The organism is Pseudarthrobacter arbutini (genome assembly GCF_054510915.1).
In genome coordinates this window covers 86,084-99,260 of the sequence record NZ_JBTNDQ010000015.1, presented here as the reverse complement: position 1 = coordinate 99,260, position 13,177 = coordinate 86,084, and the positions used below count along the sequence as shown (strand labels likewise).

Genomic DNA, 13,177 nt, shown 5'->3' with positions numbered 1-13,177 from the left:
ACCACCACCAGTGTGGTCTTGCCGAACGTCATGCCAACAATGGAACCCCTGCCCCCGTTACGGACCCGTTACTGCCCGATGCTTTTCCGCCGTTTTTCCGGAGGGCACCCCGCAGACCCGCGACGATGCTGGAAAAGAGCCCCCCGCTAGCGCCGGAGACTCTCTGAAACCGTCCCTGCAGGTGGCCCAGTCCGACGTCATAGCGGCACTGATTCGATGGAGCGATCACCTGGTCGCAGGGAGAATTTCGGGAGAAAAACAGCGCCAGTAAAGGGAAGTACGGAGTGTCCGGCTTCGGCGAACTCCAGGGTGCCCAGGTCCGAGAGGAGCATCCGGTCATAGCTGAGGTCCGTGGCGTCGCCCCAGGTTTCCAGGCGCATCGAGGGGTCCAGGCCGGCCCGGTTGGCGCGCAGGGTCGCGGAGCGGGAGTCTCGGCGGGAGAGCTCATCGGCGAGAAGGAGCTCCAGGAACGCGGCGTGGCCCATCTGCTGGTGCCTGGCCAGCACGAGACGCTCGGGCAGGGTGTCCTTGAGCCCGGAGAGCTTCAGGTCCCGCAGGATCCGTGACAGATCGGCGCTGACCGGGTCCACCGGCCCCGCCGAGGTTGTGGCGGTGCTGAGCTGGTTCATCGTGTTCCCTCCTGTGCTGTCTGCACCTGTTCTGGTGCCTCGGTGTGGGAAAAGACCAGGTGCAGCTGCACTCCGTGGCCGTATCTGGGCCCGGCCCCCACCCCGACCGTCCCGGCCGTCCCTGAACTGGCAGCGCTGCTGGTCCCTTGACTGGCAGCACCGCCGGTCCCGGCACTGGCAGAGCGGCCCGCCGCCGCCGTGGTTCTGGCGGCAGGGGCGGCGTATTCGGAGGGTCCGCGGGCGAAGCGGGCGGCCCCGGCCGGCGCGGCGATCGGCAGCAGCGCCGGGGTGTTCTCGGCAGCCTTGGCGAGCATTGAAGCGATCTTGGGCACGGCGACGACGTCCAGGTCCAGGGCCTTCGAACACGCCGCCTCCACGGCGCCGGGCCCGTACTCCCGGACCAGTCCGATGAGCCGGTAAACGGCCCGCGTCCTGGTCCAGGGCAGCGGGTCGTCCAGGATCCGCTCCGCGTAGATGCCGATGTTCTCCCCGTGCCCGGCGCAGATGCCGATCAGGCGGGTGATGTCCCGCAAAGCGTAGACGCTCTTGTGCTCCGGCATGTCAGTCTGGTCCGTGGAGCGGGTCCCGGGCCGCATCCGCGGGTGGGTCTTGACCAGCTGCCCGCGGTGGTAGATTTTCACCAACTCGCTGTCGGCCCGCACGGCGACCTGGGAGCCGATGTAGTCCCCGGGCACCGAGTACAGGGCCTTGCCGACCTCGATGTGGTGGTCGCGGTGGACCTTCGCGTCCTTGAAGACCGGCACGTCGTAATCCGCCGGTGCCGGCAACAGGATCGGGGCTTCCTCGGCGGCGAAGACTTCCGCCGGGCGCGCGGCGGTCGTGCCGTGCATCCGCATCCCGGCCTTCTCCTGGCACCAGAACACCGCCCGCGCCTGGGCGTCCTCCAGGTCCGCGAAGACCTCCCCGGCGAAGAAGTTCCCCCGCACATACTGCACAACCCGCTCGACCTTAGATTTGTCTTTCGGGCTCCTCACACGGGCCGCGTCGGTCGCGAACCCGGCATGGGCGGCATAATCCAGCCAGCCCGTGGAGAAGCGCGGGTTCACCGGGTCCGCATCAGTCACCACCGGCTTCAAATTGTCCGGGATGAGGACCTTGAAGACGCCGCCAAAGAAGGCCCAGGCCATCTCGCACCCGGCGATCACTGCCGCCAGCGTCTGGGTGTAGGTGAGCCAGACGAACATGTGGCGCGAATACACGGCAGTGAAAATCAGGGCGTGCACCTTCCTGCCCCGGCCCGTGTCCGGGTCCGGGTCCGGGTCCGGGTCCGGGTCCGTGATGGTGCCCATGAACGCGAAGTCGATCTGGCACTCCACCCCGGGCTCCCCGTCGGCGACGCGTAACAAGCGGTGCAACGTCCGGTACGGCACCTGGCAACCTGACGGGAAAGCAGCTCGTGGACCTTCACCAAAGTCAGCGCCCGGCCGGCCTTCCCCGTCCCGGCGCCCGTGACCCACGCCCGGATCTGTTCCTCGTGCCCGGCCAAAGCCTCCCACGCCGGCCCGTGCCCGTTCGGCCTCACCGGGCGCACCGCCGCGACCACCGCCCCGACAAGCTCGTCCGTGATCGCACCGGCCCCGGCGTCACGCACGAGCCCCGCCGCCTCGGCCGCCTGGACGTACCGGCGCGCCGTTTTCCTATCCGCCCCGGCCCGCTCGCCCACAGTGCGCAACCCCGCACCATCCAGCCAGGCCCGAAGCACTTCCCGAATCTCAACCACGCTGACCTCCCTGAAAACCACCCCTGCTGACCTCCACGTCCAGAACCCTGACGCGATGATCAAACAAGGAAACGAAGGACTCCCCGGCGCAACACGCAGGGCGGTCCCATGACTGGCTATACAGGTGGTCCCATGAAGGTGGCAAAAAACGGGCTACAACGGTCCCATCCTCCTGGCAGGCGACAGCGCCTACCACCACACCGGCTCGGGAATATTAAGCCTGGGTGGCCTCCTCACGGCCGCTGCAGGAGTGCCGTCGGACAGCTGAAGAGGCTTCCTTTTCAAGCCGCGTCAGCAGTTCCTCCCAGTTGTTCGAGTTATATCCACACTGGCTGATCCCGAGTCGGCGATTCTGTCAATCATGCCGCCCCACTCCCCCACCTCCATGAACCACCAGAAGCAACTTCGCTGTTTGTCATTCTGATCCCCATCATCGCTGGGCGAGTCCTCCACGCAACCAGGGCGCCATGCGCCGCTCACGATCCAAAGTTTCGTTCGGCGCTCCTCCGTCGCTTATTTCCTCGCGAAACTTTGGATCGCACCCGGTTCCCCAAGTTGCACTCCGGACCCTCAAGCCCAGCGGTGACTCCGCTATCAGAACGACGCCCATTTCTGACAGACACATCCGGTGCCGGCCAGCCGCTGAAGGAGAAGGACCATGGAACCGCTCACCATCAAAACCCCAGCCGACGTCCTCAGTTTCGTAGGGCACACCCTCGGGTTCTGGCCGCACGAGAGCCTCGTGTGCATCACCCTGGACGCCAACCGCGTCGGCGCAACGCTCAGAGTCGACCTCCCCAACCGCGAGGGCGGACTCAGGTACGCCCGCACAGTGGCCGACTACCTCGCCCACGACTCCAGCGCCGCCAGCGTGCTCTTCGCCGTGTACACCTCCGAGCCCCAGAAACCCGGGCAACCCAAGCCGCACACAGCAACCATCGCAGCACTGACATGTGCGCTGGCCGAACGCGGAATGACCATCCGCGACGGACTCCTCGTCGGAGACAACACCGTGTCCCCGTACGACGGCGTTACTCAGGACGGACTATCGCTGCCGCTGAGTGCGACCCAGTCCAGCCAGATCAATGCCGAATTCGTCTACCGCGGCAGCACCATCGCACCGACCAACCGCATCACCCTGCCGGCCTCGACAAAGAAGGCCGCACAGCCGACGCCGTCGACGATTGCGTGAAGACAATTCACAGGATGAACCCGGGCGAAGCCCTCGAACAAGCCAGGACACTCTGGGACGGCATGCTGGACGCGATCTCCTATCCGAACGACGATGAGACCATCAATCTGATTGCCAACTTCCAGGCCCCCGCGATCAGGGACCAGCTCATGGCCGATATCCCAGGAATCGACGAACCGATGGACCGGGTTCTCCTGGCCCAAACAGACGGCGGGCCTCAGTGGTCCCGGGTCGAATGGGCACAGCAGCTGCTGCTCCACGCGTACACGCACAGCAGCACCAAACACTCGGCCCCCATCCACACCGCCATCGCCTTCGTCAATTGGTGGGAAGGCCGAGGCAGCAAAGCCCACCAATTCCTGCAACTCGCCCTCGAAGCCGACCCTGCCTACCGTTTGGCCCGGCTCAGCGACCTAATGATCGGCTCCGGAATGGTGGCCGGCTGGAACATGGACAAAGACCGGGCCTTCCGGCCCTGGGGCCTCGAAGCCTCGTAGGCCCACAGCTATCGAGACGCGGAGGCGGACGACGGCGGGACGTTCCGGAGCCAGTTCTCCACCGCCGCGTCCCACCCGTCCGGGTCGGAATTCCACTCCTGCGTGTGCTCCGCGGACGGGAAAGTGAGCAATGTTGCCAGCTCGGGGCGTCGGGCGACGAATTCCCGCGAAATGGCAAAGGGTGTCGAGCGGTCCCCTTCATTGTGGATGACCAGGATGGGAGCACGCAGTTCATCCGCCCGGGCCAAAGAGTCCAGGGCATGAAAGTTCAACGGAGCGTCCAGGCCCATGATCCAGCGCATTCCGGATGACTCAAGCATCTGCAATCCAAGCCGGGCAAGCCAACTAGGAAGCCCACTGGACCGGGCATTGGCCAACAGCGTGCTTCTCCAGTCGACAACGGGGGCATTGAGAACGAGCCGGGAGATGAGGTCCCGAAACTCCGAAGATGCCGCTACCTGATGGGCGATTGAGGCACCAAGGGACCAGCCAAACAGCACTATCTGATTTGCTCCCTGGCCCACGGCATACGACACCGCACCTTCAACGTCCTGCCATTCGGTCTGCCCCAGGTGATACCTGCCATCCGACGATGCAGGAGAATCGCGGTCGTTCCGGAGTGAAACAACCAAGGATGTGTATCCCAGTCGGTCCGCAACGGGCACGCCGCGGAGAGCCCCCGCTTTCGATCCGCCCAAGCCATGGATATGGATCGCCCAAGTCGAAGAATCTCCTGACGCCTGCGTCGGTATGAACTTCCAGGCAGGCGCCATGCCGTTCTCGACCGGAATCTCAACGTCCGAGTAGGGCAGCCCCAACGGTGCCGGCGTCGCATAGACGTATCCGCTCCATATATCGGCTTCGGCTGTCCATAGATCCCCGGAATCAACCCGTTCAACGAGCCGGGTTACAGTCCCCGCAGCATCGTCAGAGGAAACGATCGCCCCAATGCAGGCATGCCCTGTACCGTTGGCAAACCAGATGCTGTACCTGCCTGGGGCCGTCGTCCGGGCCGATGCCGGCAACTCCACCATCAGCGTTTCGTCAACGCCGTGGAACACACGACAGATTTGCAGATCTTCCCTCCTCAGCCTCTTGGGCACCACAACCTGCCGGGCAAAATAGGCCGCCGCAAGGAAGGCGGCAGCGCCAGCAATGCCACAACTTATGGCCACAGCTGCAACCGCCCTACGCATCGGCGTCGTCCTCGGGAGGTTTCAGATGTTCGTCGATGGCTTTCCGTAGGCGCAGCAGTGTCTCCGGAGAAATCCCCTGCAGTTGCCTTGCAGCAAAGTTTCTCACGCGGTTTTCCCGCAGTGTCCGCAGTAGCTGAAGCTGCGCATCCACCAAGTCGGGCACGTCGCCGTCGTCGTCCAACAAGTACTTGGGATCAACGCCGAAGAATTCGGCGAGATTCTTCAAAAGCTGCAGGTCTGTCGCCATGGAACTGTCGCCGGCACGCATGTAGGCCCAGCGGGAGCGGGACAACGGAGTTCCGCGGTCAGACATGTGCTTGCTTATCTGCGGATATGTCAGGGGCGCTGAACCCTGGGCCTCAAAAAGATCCAGGAGGAGATTTAGCTTCCGCGCGAGTTTCGCTTGCGGCTGCTCGGGGATCCCAGCTTCGCTGTCGGTCACGGAGTCGTGTCCCCTTTCCGTGACAGCCTCGGTCGTCGATGTCCGGATGCTGCCAACCGGGCTCCGAGATGTTGCTCCGCTTCTCGGAGAACGTCCAGATCATTTTGACTCAGCAATTGGGCAAGGTGCGGGTCCACGAACAGCGCGTCCTGGATCTCCACCAACATCCTGTGCAGGCGGCGCTTGGGTGCATCATGGCGGTCGACCGCAGTTTGAGCCAGATTTAGTCGGATCTCGGATCGCTCCGACGTGATTCGGTCCCAAAGCCCAGACAGTCGTTCGACGAGAACAGCCGCGGCACGGGCATCAGACCTGCGCTCCAGCCGACGCGCGACGGGCGGCAAGGCCAAGCCCGCGCAGAGGAAAACCATGGCGCCCACTAGCGCGGCATCGTAGACGTAGGAGAGACGCGTCATTGCCTCAAGCTCCCCTATGAGATGCAGAACGTTCATTCCCAGCACGGCAAGGACCAACACCACAGCCAGAGCGCAGCCCAGGCCGATCAACACAAGGGCGACGCGGGGGTCCCTGACCCGCGAGCGCGTCGCCACGAAGCGCGCCACATGGAATCGGTGGAACCTCATCGCGGAAGCCGAACGTGTCTGTGCCGAAATCCGTTGCCAGACACCCGCGGACCGCAACACCCTGATCGATACCATCGCCACCGCTGCCGAAGCCCAGTCCGTCCCACTCAATGAGTACCGGTACACCCTCCCTGCGAACGCCCAGGCCGATCTCCGCTTCGCAGACCACAGCATCTTCGATTTCCACGGCTCCCGTCTCTACACGGACGCGGCGACCCTGGCCAATGAGGACATCGTCCTCGGAGCAAGGAACGACGGCGGCGGCCCTGCGGTGAGCGCGTCCGTCGCTATGGAATCGCTGGCCAGCTACAAACACGGTGGTCAACTCGATCTGCACGCCGACCAACGGGCGGCGGCAGCCAACGTCTTGCTCAGCGGCAACCGGCTCGACGCCGTCGTCGGTCCTGCCGGAAGCGGCAAGGCAAAACGGTGCGGCTGAGCACGATTTGGCGGTTCAAGGAGGCTTGCGAGCAAGACACCTCGCTGAAGCTTCGTGCCGGGGACTTCGCCGCCATTGCTGACTACGACAGCCACGGGCGCATTCAACACGGGGTGCACCTCGACATGGTTGACCAGGCGTACCTCAGATGGCAGGCCGACATATTCGCCGGGAAGTCCTCCATTCTCATCGCAGCGGACAATACACGGTGGGCATGCTCAACCAGCGCACCCAGGCCGATCGCGTGGTCCAAGGCGCCGTCGATGCGGAAGACTCGGTACCGCTTAGCGACGGACTTCATGCAGGCGCTGGCGACACTGTGATTGCCCGCCAAAATGACCGCACCATAACCGATAGTAGCGGTGACTTCATCCGGAACGGAACCATGCTCGACGTCGTCCGTACGGGCGGGCGCAACGGCTAGCTGACCGCGGTTCGCCGGGACAGCGGCGCCACGATTTGTTTGAGCCGTGACTACGTTGAGGCTTCAGTTGAGTTGGGATATGCGACCACGGCCCACCGTTCGCAGGGCATCACGGTGGACACCGGCCACACCGTAGTGACACAAGGCCAGCGAAGGGTGAACGTGTAGGTCGGGGTGCCGGTGGAACTGAGGATACCGCGCGCGATGATGTGCAGGGTTTTGCCCGTTGTCGTCGGTGTGGTGGCGAGAAAGAATGGGGGCAGTGAGGGTTGAGCGCCCATGCCAGTGGTGTCGTTGATAGCGAGTTCCGAGGTGAAGGAAGCCTTAGCTGTGCCAGCTGCAGTGTTGGCGTAGATGAGTTCGGCGTTTGTGCCGGTGAGGAATGTCATCTGATATCCCCCTACAGTGCGAATATCTTAGAAGCGCGCGTTGTCCCAAGTGATTCCGATGTTGGCGCCGTTAGGCGTGACGGCTGTGAAGCCGTCGACCTGGGTGGCGGGATTATCAGTACCCTGCATTCTGGCAGACTGTCCCTATGGATGGGGAGACACTAGCGGCAGTAATAAGGTGGTCGGGAGTTGGCGTCGCCCTGGCCGGTGCGGTCCTGACTTCACCCGATGGAGCGAAACGTCTATGGCGTGGCGTTGTGCTGGCCATCAACAAACTCTTTGGACGCGCCCCGCAAGGCGTCACCATCAATGTTCCTTTGATCAATTCGAATCTGGAGAGCAGGAGCCACGTCAAGACGGAGCTGATGTGGGGACCGGATTCACCCTTGGAACAACGCATTAACATGTTGCTTAGTCGGATCGAGGGACTGTCGGCGCAGTTGGAGAACGCTAAGTCCGAACTCACAGCTCGCCTAGATAGGCACGAACAGAAGCTAGCCAATCTAACCAGGGCAATCCACGAAGCCCGGCAGGAGCTTCATCAACTCATCATTGCAAACGAGGACAGGGCGGCCCAAGTGGATGCCTTCGGGCTGCCAATCATCGGCTTGGGCATTTTCCTTAGTGGCGTGCCGGAAGACCTCGCCGCCATACCTTGGCTTGGCATAGCACTTACTGCCCTCAGCATTGTCCTGACCATTGTCGTATGTGTCCTTGGCATTAGGCGCGGCGCTTGGTCTGGCAGGCTTGCCTGATGGATGGGGAGACTATACGGCTGATAGTTGTGGCCTGTGGAGCAATCGCTGCGGGCCTAGGCGGCGCACTTATAGCCGGCGCGTTCAACAGCCGGAACACACTTGCGACCATCGAAGCCGCACGGGAAACGGCAGAGGCTCAGCGAGAGCACGAACGGAAACTAGAACACGCCCAATGGCTCAGGGATCGCAAAGTCGATGTGTACTCAAAATTTCTCGAAGAGGTGCATGACCTGGAACTCGCTGTGGTGAACCTGTACTTGGGCTCTCGCAAAGATCTGAACGAAACCTTGCAAAGGGCCGGAGTCTTGTCTGTATTGCACTTTCGCGTCTTGGCACCGAAGCCGGTTTGGGTCGCGGCGCTACGAGTAGCCCTTTCGATCAGCACGCTGACGGAGACATTGGTCGCAGTAAAGCAAAGGAGCGCCCCGGATACGGAAGCGTTCGACAAGGCCGCTAAGGCAGTCCACGAAAATATCATGCGCCTGGAGCAGGTTTGTTCGACCGACCTGGAAATTGAAGGGGCTGATACTGGACTTCAACCCTGACACCTGGGGAACCGTAGCCGAGTGGGTGGGCGGCCTCGGTACTGCCGCAGCCTTTGGAATCACCGCGTTTGTAATCTGGGGAGATGTCCAGCGCCGCCGGCGTGACCAAGCCAGCAGGGTGTCCTACTACTTCGAGCTAGTCGACCCAACAAGCCTCGTAGATAGTCCCAGGTGGCTGCAGTTGCTGATGAATCACGCCAATGTACAGACCGCGACGTTCTCGGTCCAGCCCGAACACGTACGGGGCGGTCATGGTCTTGGCGAATTCCCCCGCCACGGTGGGGTCGCAATGCACGGCCATGTCCTTTGGGCGAACACGGGCGCCTGCCCGTGTTCGCCTCCGGCTTTGCGGACCCTGATAGAGTTGCGCCGCCGTGGCCAGGCTTGGTCGCGAATAGCCCTTTAGGGCTGGGCGGCCCCAACCATGCGGGCTTTGAACCGTGTTGCGTTCCACCCATGCGGAGCTATCGGGCTGGTCAGCTGATCGTACGGCACGTCAGCCACTAGTGGGTCGGGCGTCCTTAACGTGGATAGCTACGCAACTCGCCCTCCCGAGCAGTGCCAGATTCAGCAAACCGATGGGATTGTCCGACGCGCAACTGCCGATCTCAACCTCTGAGATAGTTGTGGCAGCTCACGCGGCGTTTGGGTCGATTTCGGTGCGCTCCAGCGTTTCAGGTGGCGAGATCGTTCTCATCCCTTTGCATCCGCTGACAAATGTGACTCTTAAGACTCTGCAATGACACGGGGCAGAACGTGGGTTGCGAGACATAGCAACGAGACGCTTCCTCCGGCGCCAGCGATGCTGTCGCCCCTGTCTCGCGTCAGGGACTCGCAACCCTCAGCCTGCGGAACAAACTCCGTGTGCCCAGGACCGCCGCGTGATGCACCGGCCATTTCCGGTCATTCTCGCCCGCCAGCAAGCCCATGGCCGGTAAAGAGCAGGCTCAGGTAGTCACCCAGATAGCCGCGCGTCCAGACACGGACCGGCCATGACGGATCAAGCAAACCCGGGCGGCCCGGAAAAAGATCCGGATCCCACACACCTCCGCCCTGTCGACGGGTCGGACGCCACAGCCTCAGATACCCCCGGAGACGTTCCCGCTGAACCCGGAACGTCCACCAACACCGATGGTCTGGGCCGCAAAGTCATGTCGCCTGAAACAGAGAACTTCATGAAGTGGTACCGGCAAAACCAGGGGGAAGGGATCAAAATGCAGCTCGAACAGCCGCGCGTGCACAAGAGTGTGCACAATGTGCACACACGTTTGGCCGGACAACCGGCCACCTTCCCACTCCCCTACGCCAGAGAAACGCGCAAGGGGACGAAAATTCTTCAGGATATGTCGCCAGAGGTCATGTCGTCAGCACAACTCCGGCCCCATGAATAAGTGAAGGGTCAAACCCCAGCCACCACAGGAGCAAGAACGGAAACCAGAATGGCCGCATATCCCTGCAGGCGGAAGGCCCACAGGCCAAGGCCCTAACCCCGCCACCCACACAACCGAATAGGCGACCGCGGCGCCAGGCCAAACCGGGAACAGTGTCAGAGGGACCGTCGAGTGACAATGTCCACACATTAAAGCAAAAACCCCTCTGACGAGGGGATCTACTGTGCCCGAGGTGGGACTCGAACTGCATTCCAGCCCCTGCAAACGCTGGGAAGTCCGGAAAACGTACCGAATCCGAGCCAAACCTGCCGATGTATGAAGCAGTCCGACGCTAAAAGTGTTGACACTGTCAACACTTCTTTTTTGCCCACTTCCTGCCCCATCAAAACGACTGCCGCGGCCTCGATGGAGGCGCCACAGTTTTTTTCATGCTCTTACCGGCCCGATGCAGTACGACGCTACGTAGCTCATTCGGCTAGCTCGTAGCCTGCGCGCCGCGCGAGCTCATCAAGGGCAGGATTCGGCTGCCATGGTTCGTCGTTGAACACGAAAATGTTGAAGGTCTCAGTGGAGTCCCAAACGCCAATAGCCGCCAGGTAGTCGAGACGTAGGGCGTGTTTCCGCAATCGCAGACGCGAGCTCGCCTCCCGGGTGGCATTGTCCCGGGTGACGCCCCGAGCGAAGCTGAGGAACAGTATGCCCCGACGCTTGCCTGGTCCCGCGATGCCGAAGCCGACAAACTTTGTGTGCATCTTTCTGTCCATACGGCTCTCCCGACGCAATGTGAGGAGTAGATCCCCAATTTCTCGCCGGAGTGGTCCGTCGAGGTCGAGAAGGTCAATGCTGGTTGAAAGCCAACCGTAGGGGCGATGTTCGTTGAGCGAGTCAAGCAGGCCCGCCAGGCCCGCCGGGATCGGCTGTTGGGGCTTCTCGGCTGCAATTGCTCTATCTCCACGAGAGTACTCGTACCAGGCGTCAAGCCTGTCCGTCTGGCTCGGCAGCATAGCGATCCCGGGCTGTCCAGGTTCGGTATAGAGGCCCGTGGTGAGGTACCTCATGAAATAGTCGAGCTCCTCCGAAGCACGGAATGAGCCGGAAATGTTCATTTCGCGGCGGCGTAGAAGGTAGTGAATGAACTCAGATGGGCGTCCAAGCACCTCTGTGATGATTTCCAGATCATGCTGGTTCACGATCCAGGGCGGGTCATCCTGCCCACTCAACAGTCCGCTCCGGGTTAGTTCCTCGACAACAGTCGAGACTGCGTTTAGGTTGTCGAGCGAGAGGGTGATCGTGAGGACTTCCCTCCCCGGAACGATCGGGATATCGACGTCCTGCACTTGGGAATGCGGCTGCCCTTCAGAGTTCAGGAGCGTGGCCCGCCTAAGACGAAATAACTGCCCGTCGTTTAGGAGTGCGCGCAGTCGCCTTGCCTGCTCGTCTGCGTCCAGGATGATCTTCTTGAGGTCCAGAAACATCCGGCCAGGGTTCCCCCTGAGTGACGCGGGGGAAAGAGGTTTGCTTTTCATCTCAACGATGATTGCGAAACGATCGATGAACAGCAGTCCATCGCCCTCAAATTCCTGTGTTTCATCACGGTCTTGGTAGTAAACCGATTGGTAACCGATGTCCGGCTTGAGCACTTTGACCAGTTCCGCGAGGCCCTTCGATTCAAGGAGTTCACCGCGATGGTCACTGTACTCAGTTGCTGATCGGCTGCGCTTGAGTGCATTCTCCAGCGCAGGACGGGTCGCATAGAGCAGGGATGTGGGCTGGATGAGAATCCAGCGCCGTTCGCCGTCTACAATGCGGCTGGCAAAAGGCTTCCTCTTTACGAGGTTGTCACCTGCAAGGTAACCGGACACCACGTTTTCGGACTGAAGCTCGAGGTCGATAGAGAAATCAGACAGCATCTTCACCAAAAGGGCAGCGTCCATGGTGCTCTCGCCAGCCAACTCGTCAGCTGAGAAAGACCCATAACCCGCTATCTGCTGGAACACGGCAGCCCGGACAAGGTGGTCGAGAGCTTCGGCATCCCCAAGTCCAGTTGCTTCAATGACTGCTCGAACATCCTCGTTTACGGCCAGCTGCTCTTCCAGAAAAGTCCTGGCCTCTTCGCCTGAATCGACTAGCTTCCTCTGGAGCCAGCCTGCTGTTGAATCGAAGAGCTCAAGAAGATCCACGACCCCGTAGCCGAGGAATTCGCGGACGGCCAAATCGATTGCAGGCGGCGAGAACAGCTCCAGCAGCAGTGTCCGTTCCTTGTCCATGTACTGCCGGTTGCGCATGTAGAGCTCGGCCGACACGATCGACAGACGCATTCGTGATTCGATACGCGGTGGGACGACATCCGTCGGAGTGTCATGATCGTTTGCGAGGACCTCATCGGCTTTCTGCAATTCAACATGCAAGCGTATGGCTTCAAGATCCAAAAGGGCCCGTAGCTTTCCATGCAAATCTTCCAGCTCCTGGCCCCCAGTCTGCGTCACATCACCCACAACTCGCGGCTCGCGCTCGGCAAGCAGCAATGCCGCGAGTTCCGTAAGGCTCGGCAACGACTCATGCTGACTTTCAACGTAGGAGTCTATGTCGGTAGGCAGCGACACCAAGTACAGGTTCGCTATGACATCGAACGCATCCAGATTCGCAACTATGCCCCGAAGTTCCGCGATTGCTCCATCACGTTGCCGGGAAATGTTCTCGAGTGCTTCCTCCAATGATTCGGACGCTTCATAGAGCCGTTCAAGTGCCGTCAACTGTTGTTCGAGAAGACGCATAAACAATGGATCGTCCTCCGAGGAATCTGTCATGGTCCAAGTTTGACTAATTTAGGACCGCGAGAACATCAAGGATCCATGTTTCGGGTGTGACGAAAGCTTCCCGGTGGCTAACGGAAATAGCGGGATGAATGAGCGACACATCCATCGGGGCCATCCTCGCAGTTGCGAGTCAC

The 13,177-nt window shown here is 61.4% G+C and carries 13 protein-coding genes and 1 pseudogene; 8 read left to right on the top strand and 6 right to left on the bottom strand.

What is annotated here, in order from left to right; translation table 11 throughout:
* Window positions 1–197: 197 nt before the first annotated feature.
* A complete protein-coding gene (locus ACX80V_RS16985) occupies window positions 198–629 on the bottom strand; it encodes an ATP-binding protein (RefSeq protein ID WP_485844117.1) in 432 nt (143 codons plus the stop codon).
* A complete protein-coding gene (locus tag ACX80V_RS16980; RefSeq protein ID WP_485844116.1) occupies window positions 626–1,966 on the bottom strand; it encodes a Mu transposase domain-containing protein in 1,341 nt (446 codons plus the stop codon). The genes ACX80V_RS16985 and ACX80V_RS16980 overlap by 4 nt, the downstream gene beginning before the upstream one ends.
* 1,062 nt (window positions 1,967–3,028) lie before the next feature.
* Between ACX80V_RS16980 and ACX80V_RS16975 the strand changes: the two genes are divergently transcribed.
* Both ACX80V_RS16975 and ACX80V_RS16970 read left to right on the top strand, forming a co-directional pair.
* Entirely contained in the window at window positions 3,029–3,562 is a 534-nt protein-coding gene (locus tag ACX80V_RS16975) for a DUF4192 family protein (RefSeq protein ID WP_485844115.1), read from the top strand.
* Between the two features lie 14 nt (window positions 3,563–3,576).
* Window positions 3,577–4,059: a DUF4192 family protein gene (locus tag ACX80V_RS16970; RefSeq protein WP_485844114.1), complete on the top strand. Its 483-nt coding sequence runs from the start codon at window positions 3,577–3,579 to the stop codon at window positions 4,057–4,059.
* Window positions 4,060–4,067: 8 nt separating this feature from the next.
* On the opposite strand, the gene ACX80V_RS21835 is transcribed toward ACX80V_RS16970, so the two are convergent.
* Both ACX80V_RS21835 and ACX80V_RS16960 read right to left on the bottom strand, forming a co-directional pair.
* Window positions 4,068–5,255 carry an alpha/beta hydrolase gene (locus tag ACX80V_RS21835; protein WP_498049673.1) on the bottom strand — a complete coding sequence of 396 codons (1,188 nt, stop codon included), beginning with the start codon at window positions 5,253–5,255 and terminating at the stop codon, window positions 4,068–4,070.
* Window positions 5,248–5,697, bottom strand: a complete 450-nt coding sequence (locus ACX80V_RS16960; RefSeq protein ID WP_485844113.1) for a hypothetical protein — start codon at window positions 5,695–5,697, stop codon at window positions 5,248–5,250. The genes ACX80V_RS21835 and ACX80V_RS16960 overlap by 8 nt, the downstream gene beginning before the upstream one ends.
* Window positions 5,698–6,129: 432 nt before the next feature.
* Here ACX80V_RS16960 and ACX80V_RS16955 point away from each other — a divergent pair, with 432 nt between their 5' ends.
* The 3 genes and pseudogenes from ACX80V_RS16955 (at window position 6,130) to ACX80V_RS16945 (ending at window position 7,144) form a co-directional block, all read left to right on the top strand.
* The gene (locus tag ACX80V_RS16955) at window positions 6,130–6,720 is read left to right on the top strand and encodes a hypothetical protein (RefSeq protein ID WP_485844112.1); all 591 of its coding nucleotides are present in this window, start codon (window positions 6,130–6,132) and stop codon (window positions 6,718–6,720) included.
* Window positions 6,711–6,773, top strand: a pseudogene (locus ACX80V_RS16950) (hypothetical protein); the annotation flags it as partial. The gene ACX80V_RS16955 and the pseudogene ACX80V_RS16950, both read left to right, overlap by 10 nt.
* A gap of 161 nt (window positions 6,774–6,934) precedes the next feature.
* Complete coding sequence (locus tag ACX80V_RS16945) at window positions 6,935–7,144, top strand: hypothetical protein (protein WP_485844163.1); 210 nt, start codon at window positions 6,935–6,937, stop codon at window positions 7,142–7,144.
* A 50-nt stretch (window positions 7,145–7,194) separates the two neighbouring features.
* Here the strand turns inward: ACX80V_RS16945 and ACX80V_RS16940 are convergent, their stop codons facing one another.
* Entirely contained in the window at window positions 7,195–7,533 is a 339-nt protein-coding gene (locus ACX80V_RS16940) for a hypothetical protein (protein WP_485844111.1), read from the bottom strand.
* Window positions 7,534–7,790: 257 nt separating this feature from the next.
* On the opposite strand from ACX80V_RS16940, the gene ACX80V_RS16935 reads away from it, so the two are divergent.
* From ACX80V_RS16935 to ACX80V_RS16925, 3 genes are all read left to right on the top strand, one after another.
* A complete protein-coding gene (locus tag ACX80V_RS16935) occupies window positions 7,791–8,288 on the top strand; it encodes a hypothetical protein (protein WP_485844110.1) in 498 nt (165 codons plus the stop codon).
* Entirely contained in the window at window positions 8,288–8,836 is a 549-nt protein-coding gene (locus ACX80V_RS16930) for a hypothetical protein (protein ID WP_485844109.1), read from the top strand. The genes ACX80V_RS16935 and ACX80V_RS16930 overlap by 1 nt, the downstream gene beginning before the upstream one ends.
* A 992-nt stretch (window positions 8,837–9,828) precedes the next feature.
* Window positions 9,829–10,227 (top strand): hypothetical protein, encoded by a 399-nt coding sequence (locus tag ACX80V_RS16925; protein WP_485844108.1) that lies wholly within the window; start codon window positions 9,829–9,831, stop codon window positions 10,225–10,227.
* A 467-nt stretch (window positions 10,228–10,694) separates the two neighbouring features.
* Here ACX80V_RS16925 and ACX80V_RS16920 read toward each other — a convergent pair whose 3' ends face one another.
* Complete coding sequence (locus tag ACX80V_RS16920) at window positions 10,695–13,034, bottom strand: hypothetical protein (protein WP_485844107.1); 2,340 nt, start codon at window positions 13,032–13,034, stop codon at window positions 10,695–10,697.
* Window positions 13,035–13,177 lie beyond the last annotated feature (143 nt).

What these genes read in the sequence shown, in the direction of transcription:
- ACX80V_RS16970 (WP_485844114.1), top strand. Translation starts at nt 3,577, where the DNA reads ATGAACCCGGGCGAAGCCCTCGAACAAGCCAGGACACTCTGGGACGGC.
- ACX80V_RS16945 (WP_485844163.1), top strand. Translation starts at nt 6,935, where the DNA reads ATGCTCAACCAGCGCACCCAGGCCGATCGCGTGGTCCAAGGCGCCGTC.
- ACX80V_RS16940 (WP_485844111.1), bottom strand. Translation starts at nt 7,533, where the DNA reads ATGACATTCCTCACCGGCACAAACGCCGAACTCATCTACGCCAACACT.
- ACX80V_RS16985 (WP_485844117.1), bottom strand. Translation starts at nt 629, where the DNA reads ATGAACCAGCTCAGCACCGCCACAACCTCGGCGGGGCCGGTGGACCCG.
- ACX80V_RS16925 (WP_485844108.1), top strand. Translation starts at nt 9,829, where the DNA reads ATGACGGATCAAGCAAACCCGGGCGGCCCGGAAAAAGATCCGGATCCC.
- ACX80V_RS16955 (WP_485844112.1), top strand. Translation starts at nt 6,130, where the DNA reads ATGAGATGCAGAACGTTCATTCCCAGCACGGCAAGGACCAACACCACA.
- ACX80V_RS21835 (WP_498049673.1), bottom strand. Translation starts at nt 5,255, where the DNA reads ATGCGTAGGGCGGTTGCAGCTGTGGCCATAAGTTGTGGCATTGCTGGC.
- ACX80V_RS16975 (WP_485844115.1), top strand. Translation starts at nt 3,029, where the DNA reads ATGGAACCGCTCACCATCAAAACCCCAGCCGACGTCCTCAGTTTCGTA.
- ACX80V_RS16920 (WP_485844107.1), bottom strand. Translation starts at nt 13,034, where the DNA reads ATGACAGATTCCTCGGAGGACGATCCATTGTTTATGCGTCTTCTCGAA.
- ACX80V_RS16930 (WP_485844109.1), top strand. Translation starts at nt 8,288, where the DNA reads ATGGATGGGGAGACTATACGGCTGATAGTTGTGGCCTGTGGAGCAATC.